A 19209-nucleotide genomic window follows, 5' to 3' on the forward strand; every position below is an offset into this window, starting at 1 on the left:
TTGCATGTATTAGGCACGCCGCCAGCGTTCGTCCTGAGCCAGGATCAAACTCTCCGATAAAAGTTTGAATAGCTCTTTAAAAATAAATCTAGAATTAACGTTGACGTATTGTCTTGTTTTGTTCAGTTTTCAAGGTTCAATGTGTAAGCGCTTCGTTTAAGCGACTTTTTCATCTTATCAAGTAGTGACCTGATTGTCAACAACTTTTTAAGTTTTTTAAGTCGCCACTGACCGCTCGTTGCCGTCGTTCAGCAGCGACATTTACTAATATAACAAGGTTACAGAATGAAGTCAACGGAAAATTAATATTTTACTATAATTATTTTGCGGCACGATAATATCGGTGATAGATACCTTGTCCTTTTGTCTCTACATCGACGATTTCAACAAACCCTTTATCCGTCAAATATTCAATGAGCATGCTCAAATCCACAGAGTAGTGTCTGGCCTCTGAATGGTTAAGCAGATCCTGGAACGTCCAGTGTTCTTTTTGACCAAGGATGTCTAATAGGTGTTCGGTTGATACCTTGGTTCTTGAGTGAATAAGAAACTCGCTTGCCAGGAACAGCAGTTCAAGTCGCTTATCGATCTCTTCATCGCTTGTCACAAGCTCTTCATACAGTTTGTATATTTCAGGCTCTATTTGCTTAACCTGGTTCCATACAGTGACCTCCGGATGGAAACCATTTTCAATAACAGCAAGCCTGGCTAAATGATGCAATGAGTGCACGATGTGATTATAGGCATCTAGGTAATGTTTGCTTTCAAAGAATTCTCTTCCATCCATATAGCGGCGAATCAACTTGGCAAATTCCATGCCCATTTTGATCTTTCTGCCATAGAAAGGGAAGTCTCGTAACTCCGTTTTAAGATTCTGGATAAACTCATTACGGTCAAACAGGACTTTTCCATTGAACAGCCAATCGATCACTTTCCGGTTGGACCCGAGTAAAATCCACTCATTCAGCTTGGCTTCTGTCACGATATGTAACGCTGCCTTTTGTTCTTTATAAGAATAATGCTTGATGAATACCGGCTCTTCCGCCTCCTTCACAATAAGGAACAGGACGATATCAAAGGTATCGGTCAACGGACTTGATTTCTTGCTTTGTTCTATTAGAAGCGCTCCTAAAGTATTGGGGTGACTTGTACGCTCTTGGTATATCGGTCGTAAAATGTCTTCCATTTCATACTCCTCCACATCACTCATTGGTTGGTTGGTTACTATTTCGACATTCAAAGAGGATTTCCTTCTCTGAATATAGTCATTTTTCGACAAAATGGTTTCGTATCCCTCTACTACCAACAAATATGGTATAGTATTTTTTTAGGAGGGACAAACAAATGGCTAAGAAATATTCAAGTAAGATCAATAAAATCCGTACGTTTGCCTTAAGTTTAGTTTTCATCGGATTTATCATTATGTACGTCGGTATATATTTTAGAGAACATCCATGGGTCATGACAACATTCATGCTGCTGGGTTTTCTGGGAATCATCGGAAGTACGGTTGTTTACTTCTGGATCGGGATGCTGTCTACGAAGGCTGTACAGGTTACATGCCCCAATTGCGGCAAGGTCACCAAAGTCCTTGGGCGTGTAGATATGTGCATGTATTGCAACGAGCCCCTGACCCTTGATCCGAACCTTGAGGGTGAAGAATTCGATGAGGACTATAATAAAAGGAAAAGATAAAGATGCATGAGAAAAGACCTTCAACGGGGTCGATACCCGGAAGGTCTTTTTTTGGATTCAAAAATAAAGGCTGTTTTCGTAAACATTGTTGCTCCTGGATGTAGCGAGTGGCGGTTGATTTCCGCTACAGGTGCTCGCTTTCCGCGGGGCTGGCGGTGAGCCTCCTCGGCTGAGGAGGCTCGGCCGAACGTCCGTGGAAAGCGGAGCGGTTCCCTTCACCCTCCTGCACCACAACCTAATTGACAGAGCATCGTAAATCTAAGTTTGGATGCAAATAGCAACAATCTTTGGGAAAACAGCCAAAATAAAAGAATGGCCCTGAAAACCAGAACCATTCAAACTTAATGCGTTTCGTTAACCGAACATTCCGTGCACGTTCCGTAAATTTCCATCCGGTGATTGTTCACTTTAAATCCAGTGACATGGGAAGCAAGTTGTTCCACTTCATCCAGTCCAGGGTAATGGAAGTCGACAATTTTGCCGCAGTCATCACAGATCACATGGTAATGATCCGTTGTCACAAAGTCAAACCGACTGGAAGCATCTCCATAAGTCAACTCTTTCACTAAGCCTACTTCACGGAATACGCGTAAATTATTATAAACGGTCGCCACACTCATATTAGGGAATTTCCCTTCAAGTGCTTTATATATGTCATCGGCAGTTGGATGGGCCATTGAATCAATGAGATACTCTAATATCGCATGACGCTGAGGAGTGATGCGGACTCCCGTTTCCTTCAATGTCGAAATCGCTTCTTTTAATTGTCCTTCTTCAGACATCGTCATGCACCTCTTTTCATAAGAATTATTATTTTATAATCTTTATAAATAGTGTACTAATCAACGTTCCCTTTTGTCAATCTTTCTCCCTACTGCTCGTGGAGGTTTTTCTCCTGTTCCCCCAGTTGCTGATTGATATAACGGCCAGCTACAAATAGATAATCAGAAAGTCGATTCAGATAAGATAGTACCAAAGGGTTAATGTCTTCATCAATCCCTACCGCTTCTCTTTCAGCTCTTCTGACGATCGTCCTTGCAGTGTGAAGGGCGGCACCGGCCGGTTGACCACCTGGAAGAATGAAGTTGCTGAGTGGTGTTAGAGACCCGTCCAGAAAGTCGATTTGTTCTTCTAATTCCTTGATATGTGTCTCATCCAGCTTCCATTTCACTTCTTTTCCTGCAGGAGTAGCTAGTTCTGCCCCGACATGAAAGAGAACTGTCTGCACTTTATGGAAGAACTTTTCAAATTCTTCTTTTCCATCAAAATATTCAGTTTTAATATAACTTAGACCAAGACCAATCATGGAATTTGCTTCATCACATGTCCCGTATGCTTCTACTCGTTGATCTTTTTTGGATACACGTGTTCCATACACTAATGACGTTGTTCCCTTGTCTCCCGATTTAGTATAGATCTTCATCTTAATATCCCCTCTCTGCATCAATAACGTTAATATAGTTTTCCCTGTTATTACGATATGTAGATAAATTCTTTTTAAAGATTTCAAGTGCTCTCGGCATGTATTTTTTTGTAATGCTTGAAAGATGAGGCGTCACCGTAATTCCTTCCTTCTTCCAAAATGGATGATCTTCAGGCAGTGGTTCTTGATCAAATACGTCAAGATACATATGTCCGATCGCATTCATTTCCGCCACTTCCAGAAGCACTGATTCTTCCACGAGGTCACCCCGGCCGATATTGATGAATACGGCAGTGTCTTTCATTTCCTCAAAATGATCTACTTTCAGGATTCCCTTCGTAAGACGCGTGCTGGGCAAAACGGATAAGATGTAGTCGGCATTTGGCAACTGCTCCCTGAATGTGTCCAATGTAAACATCTTGTCAAAATGATCTGCATCTGAACCAGTTGTATTCACACCGCTCACATTCATCCGAAACGCTTTTGCCAGACGGGCAATCTCACTGCCGATGGCTCCTGCTCCAAGAATGAGAAGAGATGCTTCATAAAGTTCAGAGGTGGGTAATCTTCTGCTCCAAACGGCCTGCTTTTCCTGCTTCCATACCGGCTGAAGCTGTTTGGCATGCTGCAACATCAATCCGAAGGTGAACTCAGCCATGGGGATTTTATGAATTCCCCTTGCATTTGTTACAAGGATATCCCTTCTTTTAATGGCCTCAAATGGCATCTTTTCCAAGCCAGCTGAAGTGACCATGATCCATTTGCACTTTTCACTTCTTTCGATATGATACTCCGTCAAATCTTCCCCCATTGTGACGATCACTTCTGCATTAGGCAGTTCATGCTCTGCTTCCTTTACCTTTTTATAAAAATGAAACTCAGCCTCTGGGAAGCTGTTCTTCAAATCTGAGACAAATTCTTCTTTAGGTTGAAATGTAAAGATGATTTTCATGTGGTTGCCCCCCATCCCATTTGTCCATTATTTTACCATATTGAGGATGGTTCGCCCTAGCGCCAGCCTTCTAAAGGACAAAAAAAAGAGGATCGACTTGGTCGATCCTGCTACACGGATGAGACTGACTTATTTGAGGAGGTTGCCCTACTCTTACTATATGTCCTTACCGCTTTTGTGAATGGACAAAAGCCTCAAACCCGTTAAAATAGGCTTTAAAATAGGCTTAGGAAAGGTTGTCTTGAATGTACTGGAGAGCTTCCTCTACATGCCCTTTCACTTTCACTTTTCTCCATTCCTTGGACAGGTTTCCTTCTTTATCGATGATGAATGTGGAACGCTCGATTCCCATATATTCTTTACCGAAGTTTTTCTTCAGATTCCACACACCATATTCCTCTGCCACCTTATGATCTTCATCTACAAGGAGGAGGAACGGCAATCCATGCTTGTCTACAAACTTTTCATGTTTATCAACAGGATCAGGACTCACTCCAAGGATAACCGCATCAAGATCTTCAAAGTTCTCATACTGATCTCTGAAGTCGCACGCTTCTGTTGTACAACCCGGCGTCATGTCCTTTGGATAAAAATATAAGACCACATTTTTTCCATGATAATCGGAAAGCTTCACCCTTTCTCCATTGCTTGCGAGTAATTCAAATTCAGGTGCTTTTTGACCTACTGTCATATGTTTTCCCCTCCTACTTGGATATTGTTCTGACCTTAGCGTACCCAATAGACAGGAAAAACTCAAACCATACGCTACTTGTTCTCATAGTTTAGGAAGGACTTCACGACAAAGGCTGCCGGGATGGTATAGCCAAGCCAGGATTCAATGAGGGCAATCCCTCTCCCGATGCCGACCGGAGTGACGTCCCCGTACCCTACCGAAAAGAGTGTGATACCACTGAAGTACATCGTCGTAAAAAAATGATCGAGGAAGTCTCCCCTAATAGGGATTCCTCCTTCAACGAGAATCGGGATCCCCTCAAGCTCCAAAAGTGTAAATAATAGACCAAATCCAATCATGATCGTGATATAACTCATCCCTAAGAAGAGGAAATGATGCAGGGAAACATGGTGTTCTTTCCACCGTGAAGGATAAAATAATGCCCGAAGACTCATGGCCATGCAGAACAGTATAAAAAATCCAATGATATATAGCATGTACATACCCTCTTTTTCTGCTTGTCTCTTAGTATATGTACGCTTTTCATCCTGGAAAAATTCTAGTTACCTGCTCCTCTATACCTTTTCACACCTTCATTCCAAAGAAAGATGGAAAAGACAAAAAATCCGATACCCACAAATGGAGTGAGAAAGGAATAGGGGTACCATTCCGTCTTTTCCAGAAAAAAGGCAGATGGATACACGCCTACGAACGCAAAGGGTAAAATCCAGGTCAGTACAAATCGGATCACACTGTTATAAATATCAACCGGATATCTTCCATAGTTTCCGATATTGTACATCATCGGCATGATGGACGTCTTCGCATCAGACCAGAAGGCAATACTTGCAAGAGCTATGAAGATCCCCGCATAAACCAGTGCCCCACCGAAAACAAAGACGATGAAAAGGAACGGTTCATACCATTCAAATGTAATATCAAGCCTGCCACCTGCGTAAAACATAACGGCCATACCAGTGATGACACCAAAAAGGGACTCTAACTCCATCCGCTCTAAAATTACTTGAAATAGGCTATGGATCGGCCTCGTCAGTATCCGGTCGAATTCTCCTTTCACCACATACCGGTCGTTAAAATCCCAGATATTGAAGAAGGAGCTGAACAGGGCAAACGGAACCAGGAAAAATCCATAAATGAAAATGATTTCATCCCTCGTCCACCCGCTCAATAATTGGGTGTGTCCGAATACAACGAGGATAAATACAAGGTTAACCGCTTGAAATAATAAATCAGAAAGAATCTCGACGATCAGGTCGGCTCGATATTGCAGTCTGATCTTCATATACTGGGCGACGTATTGAAAGAACATCTTTACATAGAACATCGGTCACCCTCCTTGAATGATCATTTGTTTTTTTGCCATGACCCAGAGCACTTTAATTGGTATAAGAAGGATCAATGACCAAAGACCCTGCATCAGGATGGCGTTGAATGATTCCGAGGTAGAAAAACCATTTGTAAAAATCATACTCGGTACATAGCTGATGCTCTGAAACGGCAGATATTCCATCACATTCTGCGCCCACAGGGGGAAGAAATGTATAGGCAGCAATAAGCCTGAGAACAAATCAATGACGACCCGTTTCGCACGAATAAGACCATCATTATTAAATAAGAAAAAAGTCGTGATTCCTGTCAGCAAATTGATTTGTGTATTAATGATGAAACTGAACATGATGGACAATGCAAAGAGGCCAAACGTATCTATCCCCGTTCCAATCTGAAGCGGGAAAATCAGACTCACGATGATCATCCCCGGGAAGGAGAAAAAGACCAATCGGAAGATTCCTTCACCAAGCCCCTGCATTGTTTTCATTCCGAGATAGTTATAGGGCCTTATGAATTCAACGGCCACTTTCCCCTCTTTGATTTCCTGTGCAATTTCGCGATCAATATTATTAAAGTAAAAGGCCCTTGCCATCCATGATACGGCTACATATGTCGTCATCTGAATGATTGATAATCCTTCGATATCCTGTTTGCCTCCGTAAATAGCCTGCCACAAGAAATAATACGCTCCGATATTGATACTGTAAATTAAAATCCCACTGTAATAATTCGTACGATAGGCGAGCATCATGAGAAATCGGATGCGGATCATTTCGATATACTTAGCCACGATACCTACCTCCACGCAAGAGCAGTCGTGGAGTCACTTCTGTTGCACCACTCATCTTGTCACAGCTCCTTTTTCATAGATGTTTCGGATGATCTCTTCGGTGGTCGTCTCTTCTATCTTCATGTCCTTCACTTTGAAGTTTGCTACGACGTTGGTGATGAGCTGTGAAATGATTTCTTCATCCGCCTCCGTTACGGCAGAATAGGATTGCTTCTTTTCGTCAAAGGACCACGTAATACTGAAGTTCTTAGTCAGGTCGGATAAAGAGGACAGTGACACTTCATCCAGGAATTGAAAGACGACTTCTTTTTGATCTCCCCAGTTTTCTTTCAAACGACTCAGTTCACCATCGTAAATGATCTTCCCTTCATCCAACATGACGACCCGTTCACATAGGGCTTCGATATCCGTTAAATCATGGGTCGTAAGTAATATGGTGGTGTTGTACTTCTCATTGATCTCCTTTAAAAATTGACGGATCTTCAATTTCACCAGGACATCCAGTCCGATGGTGGGTTCATCCAGAAATAATAGAGGTGGGTTATGAACAAGCGCCGCGGCCAGTTCACATCTCATCCTCTGACCAAGAGACAGTTTCCGGACCGGTTTGTCCAGAAGCGGAGCAATATCAAGCGTCTCAATCACATGATCCATATGCTCCTTATATTGCTGGTCCGGCACTTTGTACACCTTTTTCAAAAGCTGAAAAGATTCCTGTACGGCAATATCCCACCAGAGCTGTGAGCGTTGTCCAAACACAACGCCGATCGTCTGTACGAATTTTTCCCTGTCACGATGTGGATTCATACCATTGACGGTCAATTCTCCCCCTGTCGGAGTCAAGATGCCCGTCAACATTTTGATGGTGGTGGACTTGCCGGCCCCATTTTCACCAATATATCCGACCATCTCCCCCTGCTTCACATTGAATGAAATATCATTCACAGCAGGAACGACTTTATAATTACGCGTAAACAAATCCCTGAAGGCGCCCTTCAGCCCCGAACGACTGGAAAAAGCCTTGAACTCCTTACGCAAATGATTCACTTCAATCGCATTCATCTTGCGTCCTCCTAGATCCAAATAAAGTGATTACTTTTTACAAGCTCTTTTCGTAAACATTGTTGATATTTTAACGGACTTTAATTACCATGCTCTGTCAATAAAGCCTGTGCTAGAGGGCGCGGCGAGCCTCCTCAGCACAGTTTGCTTCGGGGTCTCGCCGCGCCCGTTTTACACGAAGAGTCTGCGCAATTCCCCTCACCCTTTTAATAAGTTTGAAGTGACAGAGAAAAATAGTGCTTAATAATAGTCGAGAAATGTTCTTTAACAACAAAAACAATTTTTGGGGGATACATTGTTTTTAACATTGGTTTAGGATCCAATTTGGATAGGTGATTGAAGCGGAAGGTGCTCGACTCCCTGCGGGGAACGCGTGAAGTTCAGACCCCCCAGGGCAAAGCCCGAGGAGGCTCTACTCACGTCCCGCGGAAAGCGGGCACCTGCAGCGGAAATCAACCAGCACTCACTTCGTTAAAAAACACAACCTTTGCAAAAAGAGCCTTTTACAAACAAAGAATAGTGTACCACAAAGGAGAGTCCCTATTTGAACAGTCTGCTTATAAATTAGGATACCCAATCGATTCCGGATTTGCTAAAGTGGAAAAGGCCGTACTACAATAGAAGAGTACAGCATAGAAAAATAAGCTTTAACAGGGAGGAAAACATGAAATTCACTGAGTCGGAAACTTTACATACAGAAGCATTGGAACATATTGTCGGAGGGGTAAACAGCCCATCCCGTTCTTATAAAGCAGTTGGAGGCGGTTCACCCGTTGCTATGGAAAGAGGAAAAGGTGCATACTTCTGGGATGTGGACGGAAACAAATACATTGACTACCTAGCAGCATACGGTCCGATCATTACAGGTCATGCTCATCCGCATATCACAGAAGCGATTACGAAGGCAGCAGAAAATGGGGTCCTTTACGGTACTCCAACACGTCATGAAGTGAAATTCGCTAAAATGATTAAAGAAGCCATGCCTTACATGGACAAAGTCCGCTTCGTCAACTCTGGTACCGAAGCTGTGATGACCACAATCCGTGTAGCAAGAGCATATACAGGTAAGGACAAAGTCATCAAGTTCGCCGGCTGTTACCACGGTCATTCAGATTTAGTACTGGTTGCAGCTGGTTCAGGTCCGTCAACCCTTGGAACCCCCGATTCTGCAGGCGTTCCCAAGAGCATTGCTCAGGAAGTCATCACCGTCGCATTCAATGATATCGAGCCATTTAAAGAAGCGATGGAAAAATGGGGAGATCAAATTGCCGCGGTCCTTGTGGAACCAATCGTCGGGAACTTCGGTATCGTGGAGCCGAAGGAAGGGTTCCTCGAGCAAGTGAATGACATAGCCCATTCTTCAAATTCCCTTGTTATATACGACGAAGTCATCACTGCGTTCCGCTTTATGTATGGAGGGGCACAGGACATGTTAAAGGTGAAGCCGGACTTGACGGCCCTTGGAAAAATCATCGGCGGCGGACTTCCGATCGGTGCTTACGGAGGGAAGAAAGAAATCATGGAACAGGTCGCACCATTAGGACCTGCCTACCAGGCCGGAACGATGGCCGGTAACCCTGCCTCCATCCTGTCTGGAATCGCCTGTCTTGAAGTCTTAAAAGAAGAGGGCCTTTACGAGAAGTTAGACGAGCTTGGCGCAATGCTCGAAGAAGGAATTTTAGCCGCGGCAGAAAAACATAATACGCCGATTTCCATTAATAGATTAAAGGGGGCCCTCACCCTCTACTTCACGACGGAAAAAGTGGAAAACTATGAACAGGCTGAAGCAACTGACGGAGAAATGTTTGCAAAGTTCTTCAAGCTCATGCTTCATCAAGGAATCAATCTTGCACCTTCAAAATATGAAGCTTGGTTTTTGACGACAGCTCACACAGAAGAAGATATCAAGGTTACCCTGGAAGCCGTCGATCAGGCATTTGCACAATTACAATAGAATAGGAAGTACAAGATAAGACTGTTTCATCAGGTTACATAACCTGGTGAAACAGTTTTTTTGACAATCAGAATAATTCATTTCCATCTCACATAACTATGGATGTTGCAGTGAAACCGGTGTTTACATCCCCTCTGAAACAGGTACATATTTTTGTAGAAACTTATTTAGATTTCCCTATTGATATTACTTGTAAGTACATGTATAGTACAGTATTGTTTATTAAAAAGGAACACAAGAAAGGATTCTAATTCCATGAAACTTGGTGCTCGCATCCTTAAAACGGGAATTGCGATTGTATTGGCTTTACTTGTATCCGAGCTGCTGGGCATACCGTCTCCAGTGTTCGCGGGAATCGCGGCAGTCTTTGCCGTCCAGCCCACTATCTATCGTTCTTATCTATCCATTATTGAACAAATCCAAGGAAATCTCATTGGTGCAGGGATTGCAGTCATATTTGTATTATTATTCGGAAGTAATCCATTGATCGTTGGACTGGCTGCTGTTATCGCCATTGCAATCATTCTGAAATTAAAATTACAAAACACGATCGGTCTTGCATTAGTGACGATGATCGCCATCATGGAAGTGACGGATCAGGATTTCATCCAGTTTGCTTTCATCCGCTTCTCGACGATCATGATCGGGGTATTCTCATCATTTCTGGTCAATCTAGTCTTTCTGCCTCCAAAGTATGAAACCAAGCTGTATCACAAAGTAGCCGATTCAACCGAGGAAATCTTGAAGTGGATCAGGTTGAGCATGAGGCATGCTACAGAATTCCACCTATTAAAAAAGGATCTGGAACGCATCAAAGAAAAGCTTATAAAGGTCGATCAACTCTATCTTCTTTATAAAGAGGAACGGGATTATTTCAAGAAGAATTCGATAGTGAAAAGCCGAAAGCTTGTTATTTTCAGACAGATGATTTCATCGACCAATCGAAGCTTTGAAATCTTGAAGCGGTTAAACCGCTATGAAAATGAAATCTTTCAATTACCTGATGAATTACGGGGAGTCATTAAAAATCAGCTTGATTGTCTACTGACCTATCATGAACAGCTTTTGTTGAAGTTTCTTGGGAAAATGCATCCACATGCTGAATCAGAAGCACAACAAGACGTATGCCTTCATCGTAAAGAGCTGATGAAAATCATGCTCGAGGAAGTCAATCATCATACAAAAGACGACAACATCCATAATTTTCACCTGCTTCATATTTTCTCTGCCATTTTCGAGTACGACGAGCATTTGGAACATCTTGAAAAGCTCATTACAAGCTTCCAGTCGTATCATAAAGAGGATAATGAAGTAATGATTGGGGAAGAGGAAGAATAGAAAGACGGAGCAAAGGAAAATCTTTGCTCCGTTTTTTTTGTGGTTAGTTTTTCATTTTAGGATCAAGGGCATCCCTAAGCCCGTCCCCCATCAAGTTAAATCCTAATACAGTCAGCATGATGGCAAGTCCGGGGAAGATCATCGTCCACGGGGCTTGAAGCATATACTGCCTTGCATCGGACAACATTTTCCCCCATTCAGGCTCTGGTGCCTGTGCTCCCAGGCCAAGGAAACCCAGGGCCGCTGCTTCAATGATGGCAGTGGCAATGGCCAGTGTTCCCTGGACGATGATCGGTGCCATACTATTTGGCAGCACATGACTGAATAGAATCCTGAAATCACTCATCCCGATGGCTTTCGCCGCCATTACATACTCCTCTTGCTTCACACTCAACACCCTTGACCGAATAAGTCGCCCGAAATTCGGGATATTGATGATGGCAATGGCTATCAACGCGTTTCTTAGGGATGGCCCAAGTGCAGCCACGACGGCAATCGCTAACAGGATGCTCGGAAATGCAAGCATGATATCAAAGATACGGGAAATAATGGTATCAATCCACCTGCCGTAATAACCTGCGACGATACCAAGTAAACTTCCGATTACAGAAGACCCTATGACCGCGAAGAACCCGACCCATAGAGAAATACGTGCTCCATGGATGATTCTTGATAAGATATCCCGGCCAAAGTCATCCGTCCCTAACCAATGCTCGGAAGATGGTGCCTGAAGCCGCTTTGAAAGGTCCTGCTCATTGATTCCTTGGGGTGCGATGATGGGTGCTGCAATCGCCAGGATGACAAAGAATAGGACGATACAAAATCCGACGAGTGCTATCTTATTCTTGGTGAAGCTTTTCCATGCTTCCTTCCAGGGAGAGACCGTCTCTTCTTCCAAAGAAGGATGAAGCTCCTTTTGCGGTTCTGCTAATTCTGCCATGAGAGATCACCTCTTTCTTCTATTGATGTTAGTTGTATTTAATGCGGGGATCGACAGCCGCATAGAGTAAGTCGACGATTAGATTAATTGTGACAAAGATCATGGCAACGACCAGGATTCCAGATTGAACAACAGGATAATCCCGATAACCGATTGCCTCGTAAATATATCTTCCGATCCCCGGCCAGCCAAAGATGGTCTCGGTCAGGATCGCTCCCCCAAGGAGAAGGCCCATCTGCAACCCGATGACTGTCAGGACGGGTATGATGGCATTTTTCAACGAATGTTTATACACGACCCAGAACATTTTCAAGCCTTTTGCACGTGCAGTACGGATATAATCAGAACGCATGACTTCCAACATACTTGAACGGGTCATACGGGCAATAATCGCCATCGGGATCGTTGCCAGGGCAATTCCCGGTAGGATGATGTGTTTCAACACGTCACCAAGCTGATCGAACCGCCCTTGCATGATCGTATCAAGAATATAGAAGTTGGTAATGGAATCAACGGGGTTTCGTATATTCTCCCTTCCTGTTGTAGGCAGGAGGTCCAGCTGAATGCCAAATGTCCATTGTTCCATCAATCCCAGCCAGAAAATAGGCACGGAAACACCGATAAGGGCAAGAATCATGGCCGTATAATCAAACCAGGAATTCTGGAACCATGCACTGATGATACCGGCATTGACCCCGATGACGACTGCAATGATGATGGCCACGATTGCAAGTTCAGCCGTAGCAGCCAAATACGGCCAGATTTCAGATGAAACTTCCGTCTTTGTGCGAAGGGAACTACCTAAATCCCCTGTCAATAATCCTTTAAGATAATCAATATACTGAATATACCAGGCATTATCGAGACCGAGCTGATCTCTTAACGCAGCCACAGCTTCTTTCGTAGCCTGCTGCCCTAATATGACTTGAGCGGGATCTCCCGGAATTGCACGAATGATGAAAAAGACGATAAGAGTCATCCCGAGTAAAACAGGAATGAGTTGCAGTAATCGACGAATGGTGTATTGGAACATTATGTTCACCTCTCTGTGTGGAGATTCTGATTAACTAGTATTAATATAATAAAATTGCATTGTGGATATTATTAGTTATTTGTTCGAAATGCTTGTCGCCTCTGGGCAAAGCCCCTCCGCTTTTCTATCTGTCCAGCTCCGCCTCCTAGCCCCTCGAGGTCATTTCCAATCAAGCAGTTGAGGGCAAAGAACGCCCTCATCTGCTTCCTCGGAAATGCTTGTCGGGGCTGAACAGTCGGCTCCGCTTTTCTATGTACAAAGGGGAGAAATCGTAGATGTCTCCCCTTTGGTTTGTTGCTTATTACTCCATGTCCACTGCGCCTAACCAGTCGGAACCGGTTGGATGTGGCTTGAAGTTTTTAAGAGCTGCACTTCCGGCAAGTAGTGGTGTAGAGTGAGCAAGTGGCACCCACGGAGCATCCTCATGGATGATTTCCTGGGCTTTCTTGTAAAGCTCTTCACGTTTTCCTTGATCTACTTCTGTTTGAGCATCGATCAGGATTTTGTGTACTTCATCGTTTTTGTAGTAAGAGTAGTTGTTGCTTCCGATATTGTCTTCGTCAAGAAGGACATATAGGAAGTTATCAGCGTCTCCATTGTCACCTGTCCAACCAAGTAGGAATGCGTCAGCTTCCCCATTTTTCGCTTTTTCAAGGTAAGTAGCCCACTCGTAAGAAACGATTTTGGCTTTAATTCCGACTTCAGCAAGATCTGCTTGAATGGCTTCAGCTACTTTTTGGCCATCCGGCATATATGGACGAGGAACAGGCATAGCCCATAGCTCCATTTCAAAGCCGTCTTTCTTCCCTGCTTCAGCAAGAAGTTCCTTCGCTTTTTCAGGGTTGTACTCATAACCCTCAATATCGTCATTGTAACCGCCGATTACCGGAGGCATCGGGTTTTTCGCCATTTCAGCTTTTCCTTCGAAGAAAGCATCAATGATTTCCTGCTTATTGATCGCATAGTTGATCGCCTGACGTACTTTAGGATCATCGAAAGGCTTGCGGGTAGATGTTAAACCTAAGTATCCAACGTTCATAGATGGACGTTCGAATAATTGCAGGTTGTCATCGCCTTCGACTTTACTTGCATCACTTGGGTTGATACCATCTGCAAGATCGATTTCACCCGAAATCAGTGCATTCAGACGAGCTGAGTTTTCAGGAATCGATTTGAATACGATTTGATCTAGTTTTGGTAAGTCTTTGTTCCAGTAGTCTTCGTTCTTTTCAATGACGATTTTGTCATTTCGCTTCCACTCAACAAATTTGAAAGGACCAGTTCCTGCATCAGTCGGAGTTTCAGCAAGCTTGTCTCCCAATTCATCAATTGCCTTAGGACTTACGATTGCGAAAGGGCTCATGGCAATGTTCTTCAGGAATGGTGCTTGTGGACGTTTTAGCGTGAATTCAACAGTCATATCATCAGCTGCTTTCACTTCTTTGATCACATGACCTTCATCCCCTTTGAAACCGCCAAACATGGAGCCGTAATAAGGAAATTGATCTGCATTCCCGTTCATCCAGCGCTCGAAGTTCTTCACAACGGCATCTGCGTTGAAATCAGTGCCATCTTGAAATTTCACTCCATCTCGTAGCATGAACGTATAGGTTAAACCATCATCGGATACTTTCCATTCTTTTGCCAATGCAGGGTTCACTTCCGTATCCTGCTCTCCGAAATCAATAAGTGTTTCAAAAATATTTTTTGTTACTTTAAATGATTCACCATCCGTTACTGTTCCTGGGTCAAGTCCTACAGAGTCTCCCCCGCGACCAAAGATCAGTACTTTAGGATCTCCCTTATCTCCGCTGTTGCCGCCGTCACCTGAAGATTTTTCATCTCCTCCACATCCGTATAGCACGGATGATACGAGCAGGATGAGCAGCATTAAAATTGACCAGCTCTTTTTTCTCAACTAAATCCCCTCCTGAATAATGTTTATATACTTATGAGACTTGCCGGCCTAGTAAAGGTGACAAGCTACATAATGCCCTGGTTGGTGTTCCTTGAATTCCGGAATTTTCTGTTTACAAATCTCCGTTGCATGTGGACATCTGGTATGGAACGTGCATCCACTCGGCGGATTCGACGGACTCGGGATATCCCCCTGTAAAAGGATGGTTTCCCTCTTGAAATCCGGATCCGGTACCGGAACCGCCGAAAGGAGTGCCTGGGTGTATGGGTGGAGCGGCTTTTCATAGAGATTCTCACTGTTACTGAGCTCTACCATTTTCCCGAGATACATCACTCCCACCCGGTCACTGATATGTCTGACTACACCGAGATCATGCGCGATGAAGATATAGGTGAGTCCGAACTCTTTCTGTAAATCCTGCATCAGATTAAGCACTTGGGATTGTATGGATACATCCAGTGCAGATACCGGTTCATCGGCAATGATAAGCTTCGGCTTCGTCATAAGTGCCCTTGCAATACCGATGCGCTGCCTTTGACCTCCACTGAACTGATGTGGGTAACGTTTGGCATGATAACTGCTTAACCCGACGATATTTAGGAGTTCATGCACCCTCTCTTTTCTCTCCTTGGCAGAGCCCATTCCATGAACCTTGAGTGGTTCTTCGAGAATCTTCTCCACTGTATGCCTCGGATTCAAGGATGCAAAGGGATCCTGGAAGACCATCTGCATTTCCCTGCGTATCTTCCTCATTTCCGAGTTTGATAGACTCGTAAGCTCCCGGTCCTCGAATGTGACCTTTCCTTCTGATGGATCGATGAGTCTCATGAGCATCCTGCCCGTCGTCGACTTTCCACAGCCACTTTCTCCAACGATTCCAAGGGTCTCCCCTTTATTCACGGTAAAGGAAACCCCGTCCACCGCTTTCACGGAACTGACAGGTCGTCCAAGGATTCCCCCGGTAATCGGGAAGTGTTTCTTAAGATTCTCAACCTTTAGCAATGGTTCTGTCATAAACTCCCTCCTCCACTTCATCGAACAGGAAGCATCGTGTGCAATGTCCTTGTGATGTTTCATATAATTCAGGTGTTTCGACTAAACAGCGATCGAATGCAGAATCACAGCGCGCTGCAAACCGGCACCCGGTCTTGATGGATCCGGGTTTAGGCACATTCCCCTGGATCGAATGCAAGCGCTGTTGTTTGATACGCATATCGGGAACGGACTGTATCAGTCCCTTCGTGTAAGGATGTTGGGGATTTTTGAAGATTTCTTCGACAGTTCCCTCTTCCACAACCTTTCCTGAGTACATCACGACGACGCGTTCACACGTTTCAGCGACCACCCCTAAGTCATGTGTGATCAGGAGGACCGCAGTGTTCAACTCTTTATTTAATCGCTTCATTAATTTTAATATTTGGGCCTGGATTGTCACATCAAGTGCGGTTGTCGGCTCATCTGCAATCAGGACACGCGGGTCGCAAACCATTGCCATGGCGATCATGACCCTTTGCCTCATTCCTCCGGATAATTGGTGTGGATATTCCTTGATCAATTCATCCGCCCTCGGCAGGCCGACCATTTTCATAATGTCTACTGCCTTATCCCTTGCTTGTTTCTTTCCAACGTTTGTATGTATTCGTATTGCTTCGGTTAATTGATCACCTATGGTAAAAACAGGGTTTAACGATGTCATCGGTTCCTGGAAGATCATCGCTATATCATTTCCCCTGATATCTCTCATCCGCTTTTCAGACGCCTGTGTCAGATCTTCATCTTTATAAAGAATCTTTCCACCTACTATTTTCCCGGGTGGTTTTGGTACAAGACCCATAATGGACAGGGAAGTCACACTCTTTCCACATCCACTTTCCCCCACGATCCCGAGCACCTCCCCTTCATTCACATGAAAACTGACTCCATCGACTGCCGGAACTTCTCCATCATCAGTAAAAAAGGAGGTCCTTAAATCTTCCACTTTTAGTAAAGGACGCTGTTCTGTCATTCAAATCCTCCTCTTCGTAACTTTCTATCTTTTCGTAATAGTTCATATTTTCTAAATTTTATATGTTTCTTATTATACAAGATGTTACAAATGTTGCAATCTATTTTCAGAATTTTTCTACATAAATTCAATATTTCCTTTCCAATTCAATATATGTCCAATTACCCGGTTCATTCCTTCTATATAAAGTAATTAAGTCCTTCTTTATTCACAACAGCCCTGAAATAAGTTTGATATGATCTTTTAATCAACAAAAAAGTCATGACTTTTATCACAGTAATGGTGATAAGTCATGACTTTCATTCTTATTGGTCAAGTTGTTGTACTTGAAAGAGTTTGTAGTAGTGGCCTTCTCTTGCCATCAATTCTTCATGTGTTCCCATTTCGACGACTTCACCGTGCTCCATGTGTATGATCCTGTCCGCATGAGTGATGGTTGATAGACGATGGGCCACAATAAAGGTCGTTCGATCCTTTGCCAGGATTTCAAGGGATTCCTGGATGAGATGTTCACTTTCCAAATCAAGGGCAGATGTTGCTTCATCCAGGATAAGGATCGGTGGATTCTTAAGAAATACCCTTGCAATCGCAACCCTCTGTTTCTGGCCGCCTGATAACTTCACTCCACGTTCTCCCACGCGGGTGTCATACCCTTGAGGTAATTTCATGATGAAGTCGTGGGCATTTGCCGCTTTCGCTGCTTCAATGACCTCCTCATCCGTCGCTTCGGGATTACCGAACTTAATATTCATTTTGACCGACTCACTGAAGAGTATATTATCTTGAAGAACCATACCGATATTGTCACGTAAAGATCGCACTTGAAATTTCCTGAGATCCGTTCCATCCAGAAGGATTTCACCTTCTGTCACATCATAGAAGCGCGGAATCAAACTGACGAAGGAAGATTTCCCTCCTCCGCTCATCCCGACCAGAGCGACGGTTTCACCCGTTCTGATATCCAGATTGAGGTCTCGCAGTACTCTGTCTTCTTCTGATTCATATCGGAAGGAAACGTTTTTGAATTGAATATTTCCTCGGACATCATTACATGGAATAGCTCCTGGTTCATCATCGATATCATATTTCTCGTCCATGAATTCAAAAACGCGGTCCATGGAAGCAATGGATTGAGTCAGTGTTGTTGAAGAGTTCACCAGTCGTCTGAGTGGCCCGTACAGACGGTCGATATAGGCAATGAATGCTGCCATCGTACCAATCGTAAGATCTTTTTCAATTACCTGCAGACCAGCATATCCGATGATGATCAAGGGTGAAATATCCGTGATGGTGTTGACTACCGCAAACGCCTTTGCATTCCAGCTTGTCTGCTTTAACGCTTTAGAAAGGAAATTATGATTCTGCTCCTGGAATTGCTTTTGTTCATAATCTTCCACAGCAAAGCTCTTAATGACAGCCATCCCCTGAACCCGTTCGTGCAGGTGGCTTTGCACCTCAGCAAGTGCCTGGGATCTATCCCTCGTCAAGCCCCTGAGCCTGCCGAAGAAATAACGGACAGAGAAAGCGTAAAATGGGAAAGCAATGAGAGACACCAGGGTCAGGGATACATCCATTGTGAACATGATGGACAGTGCAATCACGATGGTGGCTGCATCGAGCCATAAATTCATCAGTCCGGTGATGACGAAATTCTTTGTTTGCTCTACATCATTGATGACCCTTGAAATGACTTCTCCTGCCCTTGTATTCGAATAATACTTAAAGCTGAGCCGCTGGATATGAGAGAATAAATAGTCCCTCAAGTCATACAGGATCTTGTTTCCCGTCCATTGTGCAAAATACTGCCTGTAATATTCCACCGGAGGCCTGACGAGAAGGAACAGTACGAGCATGATCCCCATGATCATGAGTAACTGACTTGTCTTCTCATCGGCCGATAACCCTTTGGCCCCCACTATATCATCGATGACATATTTGATTAAAACAGGGATCAGCAAAGGGATTGTGAATTTTATGATACCTATGATTAATGTACCTATGATTTGCCACTTATACGGTTTGACAAACTGAAGGTACCTTTTGATACTATCCAAGCGATTACTCCTTTCTTAGTTG

General features: G+C 43.8%; 18 protein-coding genes and 1 rRNA gene. 3 read left to right on the forward strand and 16 right to left on the reverse strand.

Annotated features, from left to right (window positions below; translation table 11 throughout):
- Together JI667_RS11180 and JI667_RS11185 are read right to left on the reverse strand one after the other, a co-directional pair.
- Window positions 1–60: ribosomal RNA gene (locus JI667_RS11180) — 16S ribosomal RNA — on the reverse strand; the annotation flags it as partial.
- 259 nt (window positions 61–319) lie between these two features.
- Entirely contained in the window at window positions 320–1186 is an 867-nt protein-coding gene (locus JI667_RS11185; protein WP_206854411.1) for a nucleotidyltransferase-like protein, read from the reverse strand.
- A 158-nt stretch (window positions 1187–1344) separates the two neighbouring features.
- Here JI667_RS11185 and JI667_RS11190 point away from each other — a divergent pair, with 158 nt between their 5' ends.
- Window positions 1345–1695 carry a YgzB family protein gene (locus JI667_RS11190; RefSeq protein WP_034762624.1) on the forward strand — a complete coding sequence of 117 codons (351 nt, stop codon included), beginning with the start codon at window positions 1345–1347 and terminating at the stop codon, window positions 1693–1695.
- A 341-nt stretch (window positions 1696–2036) separates the two neighbouring features.
- Here the strand turns inward: JI667_RS11190 and perR are convergent, their stop codons facing one another.
- The 8 genes from perR to JI667_RS11230 all read right to left on the reverse strand — a co-directional run bounded on the left by perR (window position 2037) and on the right by JI667_RS11230 (window position 7945).
- Complete coding sequence (gene perR, locus JI667_RS11195; protein ID WP_414635234.1) at window positions 2037–2477, reverse strand: peroxide-responsive transcriptional repressor PerR; 441 nt, start codon at window positions 2475–2477, stop codon at window positions 2037–2039.
- An 89-nt stretch (window positions 2478–2566) separates the two neighbouring features.
- Window positions 2567–3118 carry a cob(I)yrinic acid a,c-diamide adenosyltransferase gene (locus JI667_RS11200; protein WP_206853157.1) on the reverse strand — a complete coding sequence of 184 codons (552 nt, stop codon included), beginning with the start codon at window positions 3116–3118 and terminating at the stop codon, window positions 2567–2569.
- 1 nt (window position 3119) lies between these two features.
- Window positions 3120–4070, reverse strand: a complete 951-nt coding sequence (locus JI667_RS11205) for a D-2-hydroxyacid dehydrogenase (RefSeq protein ID WP_206853176.1) — start codon at window positions 4068–4070, stop codon at window positions 3120–3122.
- Window positions 4071–4296: 226 nt separating this feature from the next.
- Complete coding sequence (gene bcp, locus JI667_RS11210; RefSeq protein WP_206853179.1) at window positions 4297–4761, reverse strand: thioredoxin-dependent thiol peroxidase; 465 nt, start codon at window positions 4759–4761, stop codon at window positions 4297–4299.
- A 74-nt stretch (window positions 4762–4835) separates the two neighbouring features.
- Window positions 4836–5240 carry an ion channel gene (locus JI667_RS11215; RefSeq protein WP_206853181.1) on the reverse strand — a complete coding sequence of 135 codons (405 nt, stop codon included), beginning with the start codon at window positions 5238–5240 and terminating at the stop codon, window positions 4836–4838.
- Between the two features lie 62 nt (window positions 5241–5302).
- Window positions 5303–6088 carry an ABC transporter permease gene (locus tag JI667_RS11220; protein ID WP_206853196.1) on the reverse strand — a complete coding sequence of 262 codons (786 nt, stop codon included), beginning with the start codon at window positions 6086–6088 and terminating at the stop codon, window positions 5303–5305.
- A gap of 3 nt (window positions 6089–6091) precedes the next feature.
- Window positions 6092–6883 (reverse strand): ABC transporter permease, encoded by a 792-nt coding sequence (locus JI667_RS11225; RefSeq protein ID WP_206853214.1) that lies wholly within the window; start codon window positions 6881–6883, stop codon window positions 6092–6094.
- A gap of 51 nt (window positions 6884–6934) precedes the next feature.
- Window positions 6935–7945 carry an ABC transporter ATP-binding protein gene (locus tag JI667_RS11230; RefSeq protein ID WP_206853230.1) on the reverse strand — a complete coding sequence of 337 codons (1011 nt, stop codon included), beginning with the start codon at window positions 7943–7945 and terminating at the stop codon, window positions 6935–6937.
- A gap of 664 nt (window positions 7946–8609) precedes the next feature.
- Here JI667_RS11230 and JI667_RS11235 point away from each other — a divergent pair.
- Complete coding sequence (locus JI667_RS11235; protein WP_206853234.1) at window positions 8610–9899, forward strand: glutamate-1-semialdehyde 2,1-aminomutase; 1290 nt, start codon at window positions 8610–8612, stop codon at window positions 9897–9899.
- Window positions 9900–10154: 255 nt separating this feature from the next.
- Window positions 10155–11237: an FUSC family protein gene (locus JI667_RS11240; RefSeq protein WP_206853237.1), complete on the forward strand. Its 1083-nt coding sequence runs from the start codon at window positions 10155–10157 to the stop codon at window positions 11235–11237.
- Between the two features lie 43 nt (window positions 11238–11280).
- Here the strand turns inward: JI667_RS11240 and nikC are convergent, their stop codons facing one another.
- The 6 genes from nikC to JI667_RS11270 all read right to left on the reverse strand — a co-directional run bounded on the left by nikC (window position 11281) and on the right by JI667_RS11270 (window position 19187).
- Window positions 11281–12177 (reverse strand): nickel transporter permease, encoded by an 897-nt coding sequence (gene nikC / locus JI667_RS11245; protein ID WP_206853239.1) that lies wholly within the window; start codon window positions 12175–12177, stop codon window positions 11281–11283.
- Window positions 12178–12205: 28 nt separating this feature from the next.
- Window positions 12206–13210, reverse strand: coding sequence for an ABC transporter permease (locus tag JI667_RS11250; RefSeq protein ID WP_206853243.1), 1005 nt, complete (start codon window positions 13208–13210; stop codon window positions 12206–12208).
- A 301-nt stretch (window positions 13211–13511) separates the two neighbouring features.
- On the reverse strand, window positions 13512–15101 hold the full coding sequence (locus tag JI667_RS11255) for an ABC transporter substrate-binding protein (RefSeq protein ID WP_206854414.1): 1590 nt from the start codon (window positions 15099–15101) through the stop codon (window positions 13512–13514).
- A 75-nt stretch (window positions 15102–15176) separates the two neighbouring features.
- Window positions 15177–16142, reverse strand: coding sequence for an ABC transporter ATP-binding protein (locus tag JI667_RS11260; protein ID WP_206853246.1), 966 nt, complete (start codon window positions 16140–16142; stop codon window positions 15177–15179).
- Window positions 16117–17133: an ABC transporter ATP-binding protein gene (locus tag JI667_RS11265; RefSeq protein ID WP_206853248.1), complete on the reverse strand. Its 1017-nt coding sequence runs from the start codon at window positions 17131–17133 to the stop codon at window positions 16117–16119. Before JI667_RS11265 ends, JI667_RS11260 begins: the two co-directional genes overlap by 26 nt.
- Before the next feature lie 305 nt (window positions 17134–17438).
- Window positions 17439–19187, reverse strand: coding sequence for an ABC transporter ATP-binding protein (locus tag JI667_RS11270; protein ID WP_206853251.1), 1749 nt, complete (start codon window positions 19185–19187; stop codon window positions 17439–17441).
- Between the last annotated feature and the right edge of the window lie 22 nt (window positions 19188–19209).

Origin of the sequence: Bacillus sp. NTK074B, assembly GCF_017303375.1 — a bacterium.
Lineage (GTDB): Bacteria > Bacillota > Bacilli > Bacillales > Bacillaceae_B > Rossellomorea.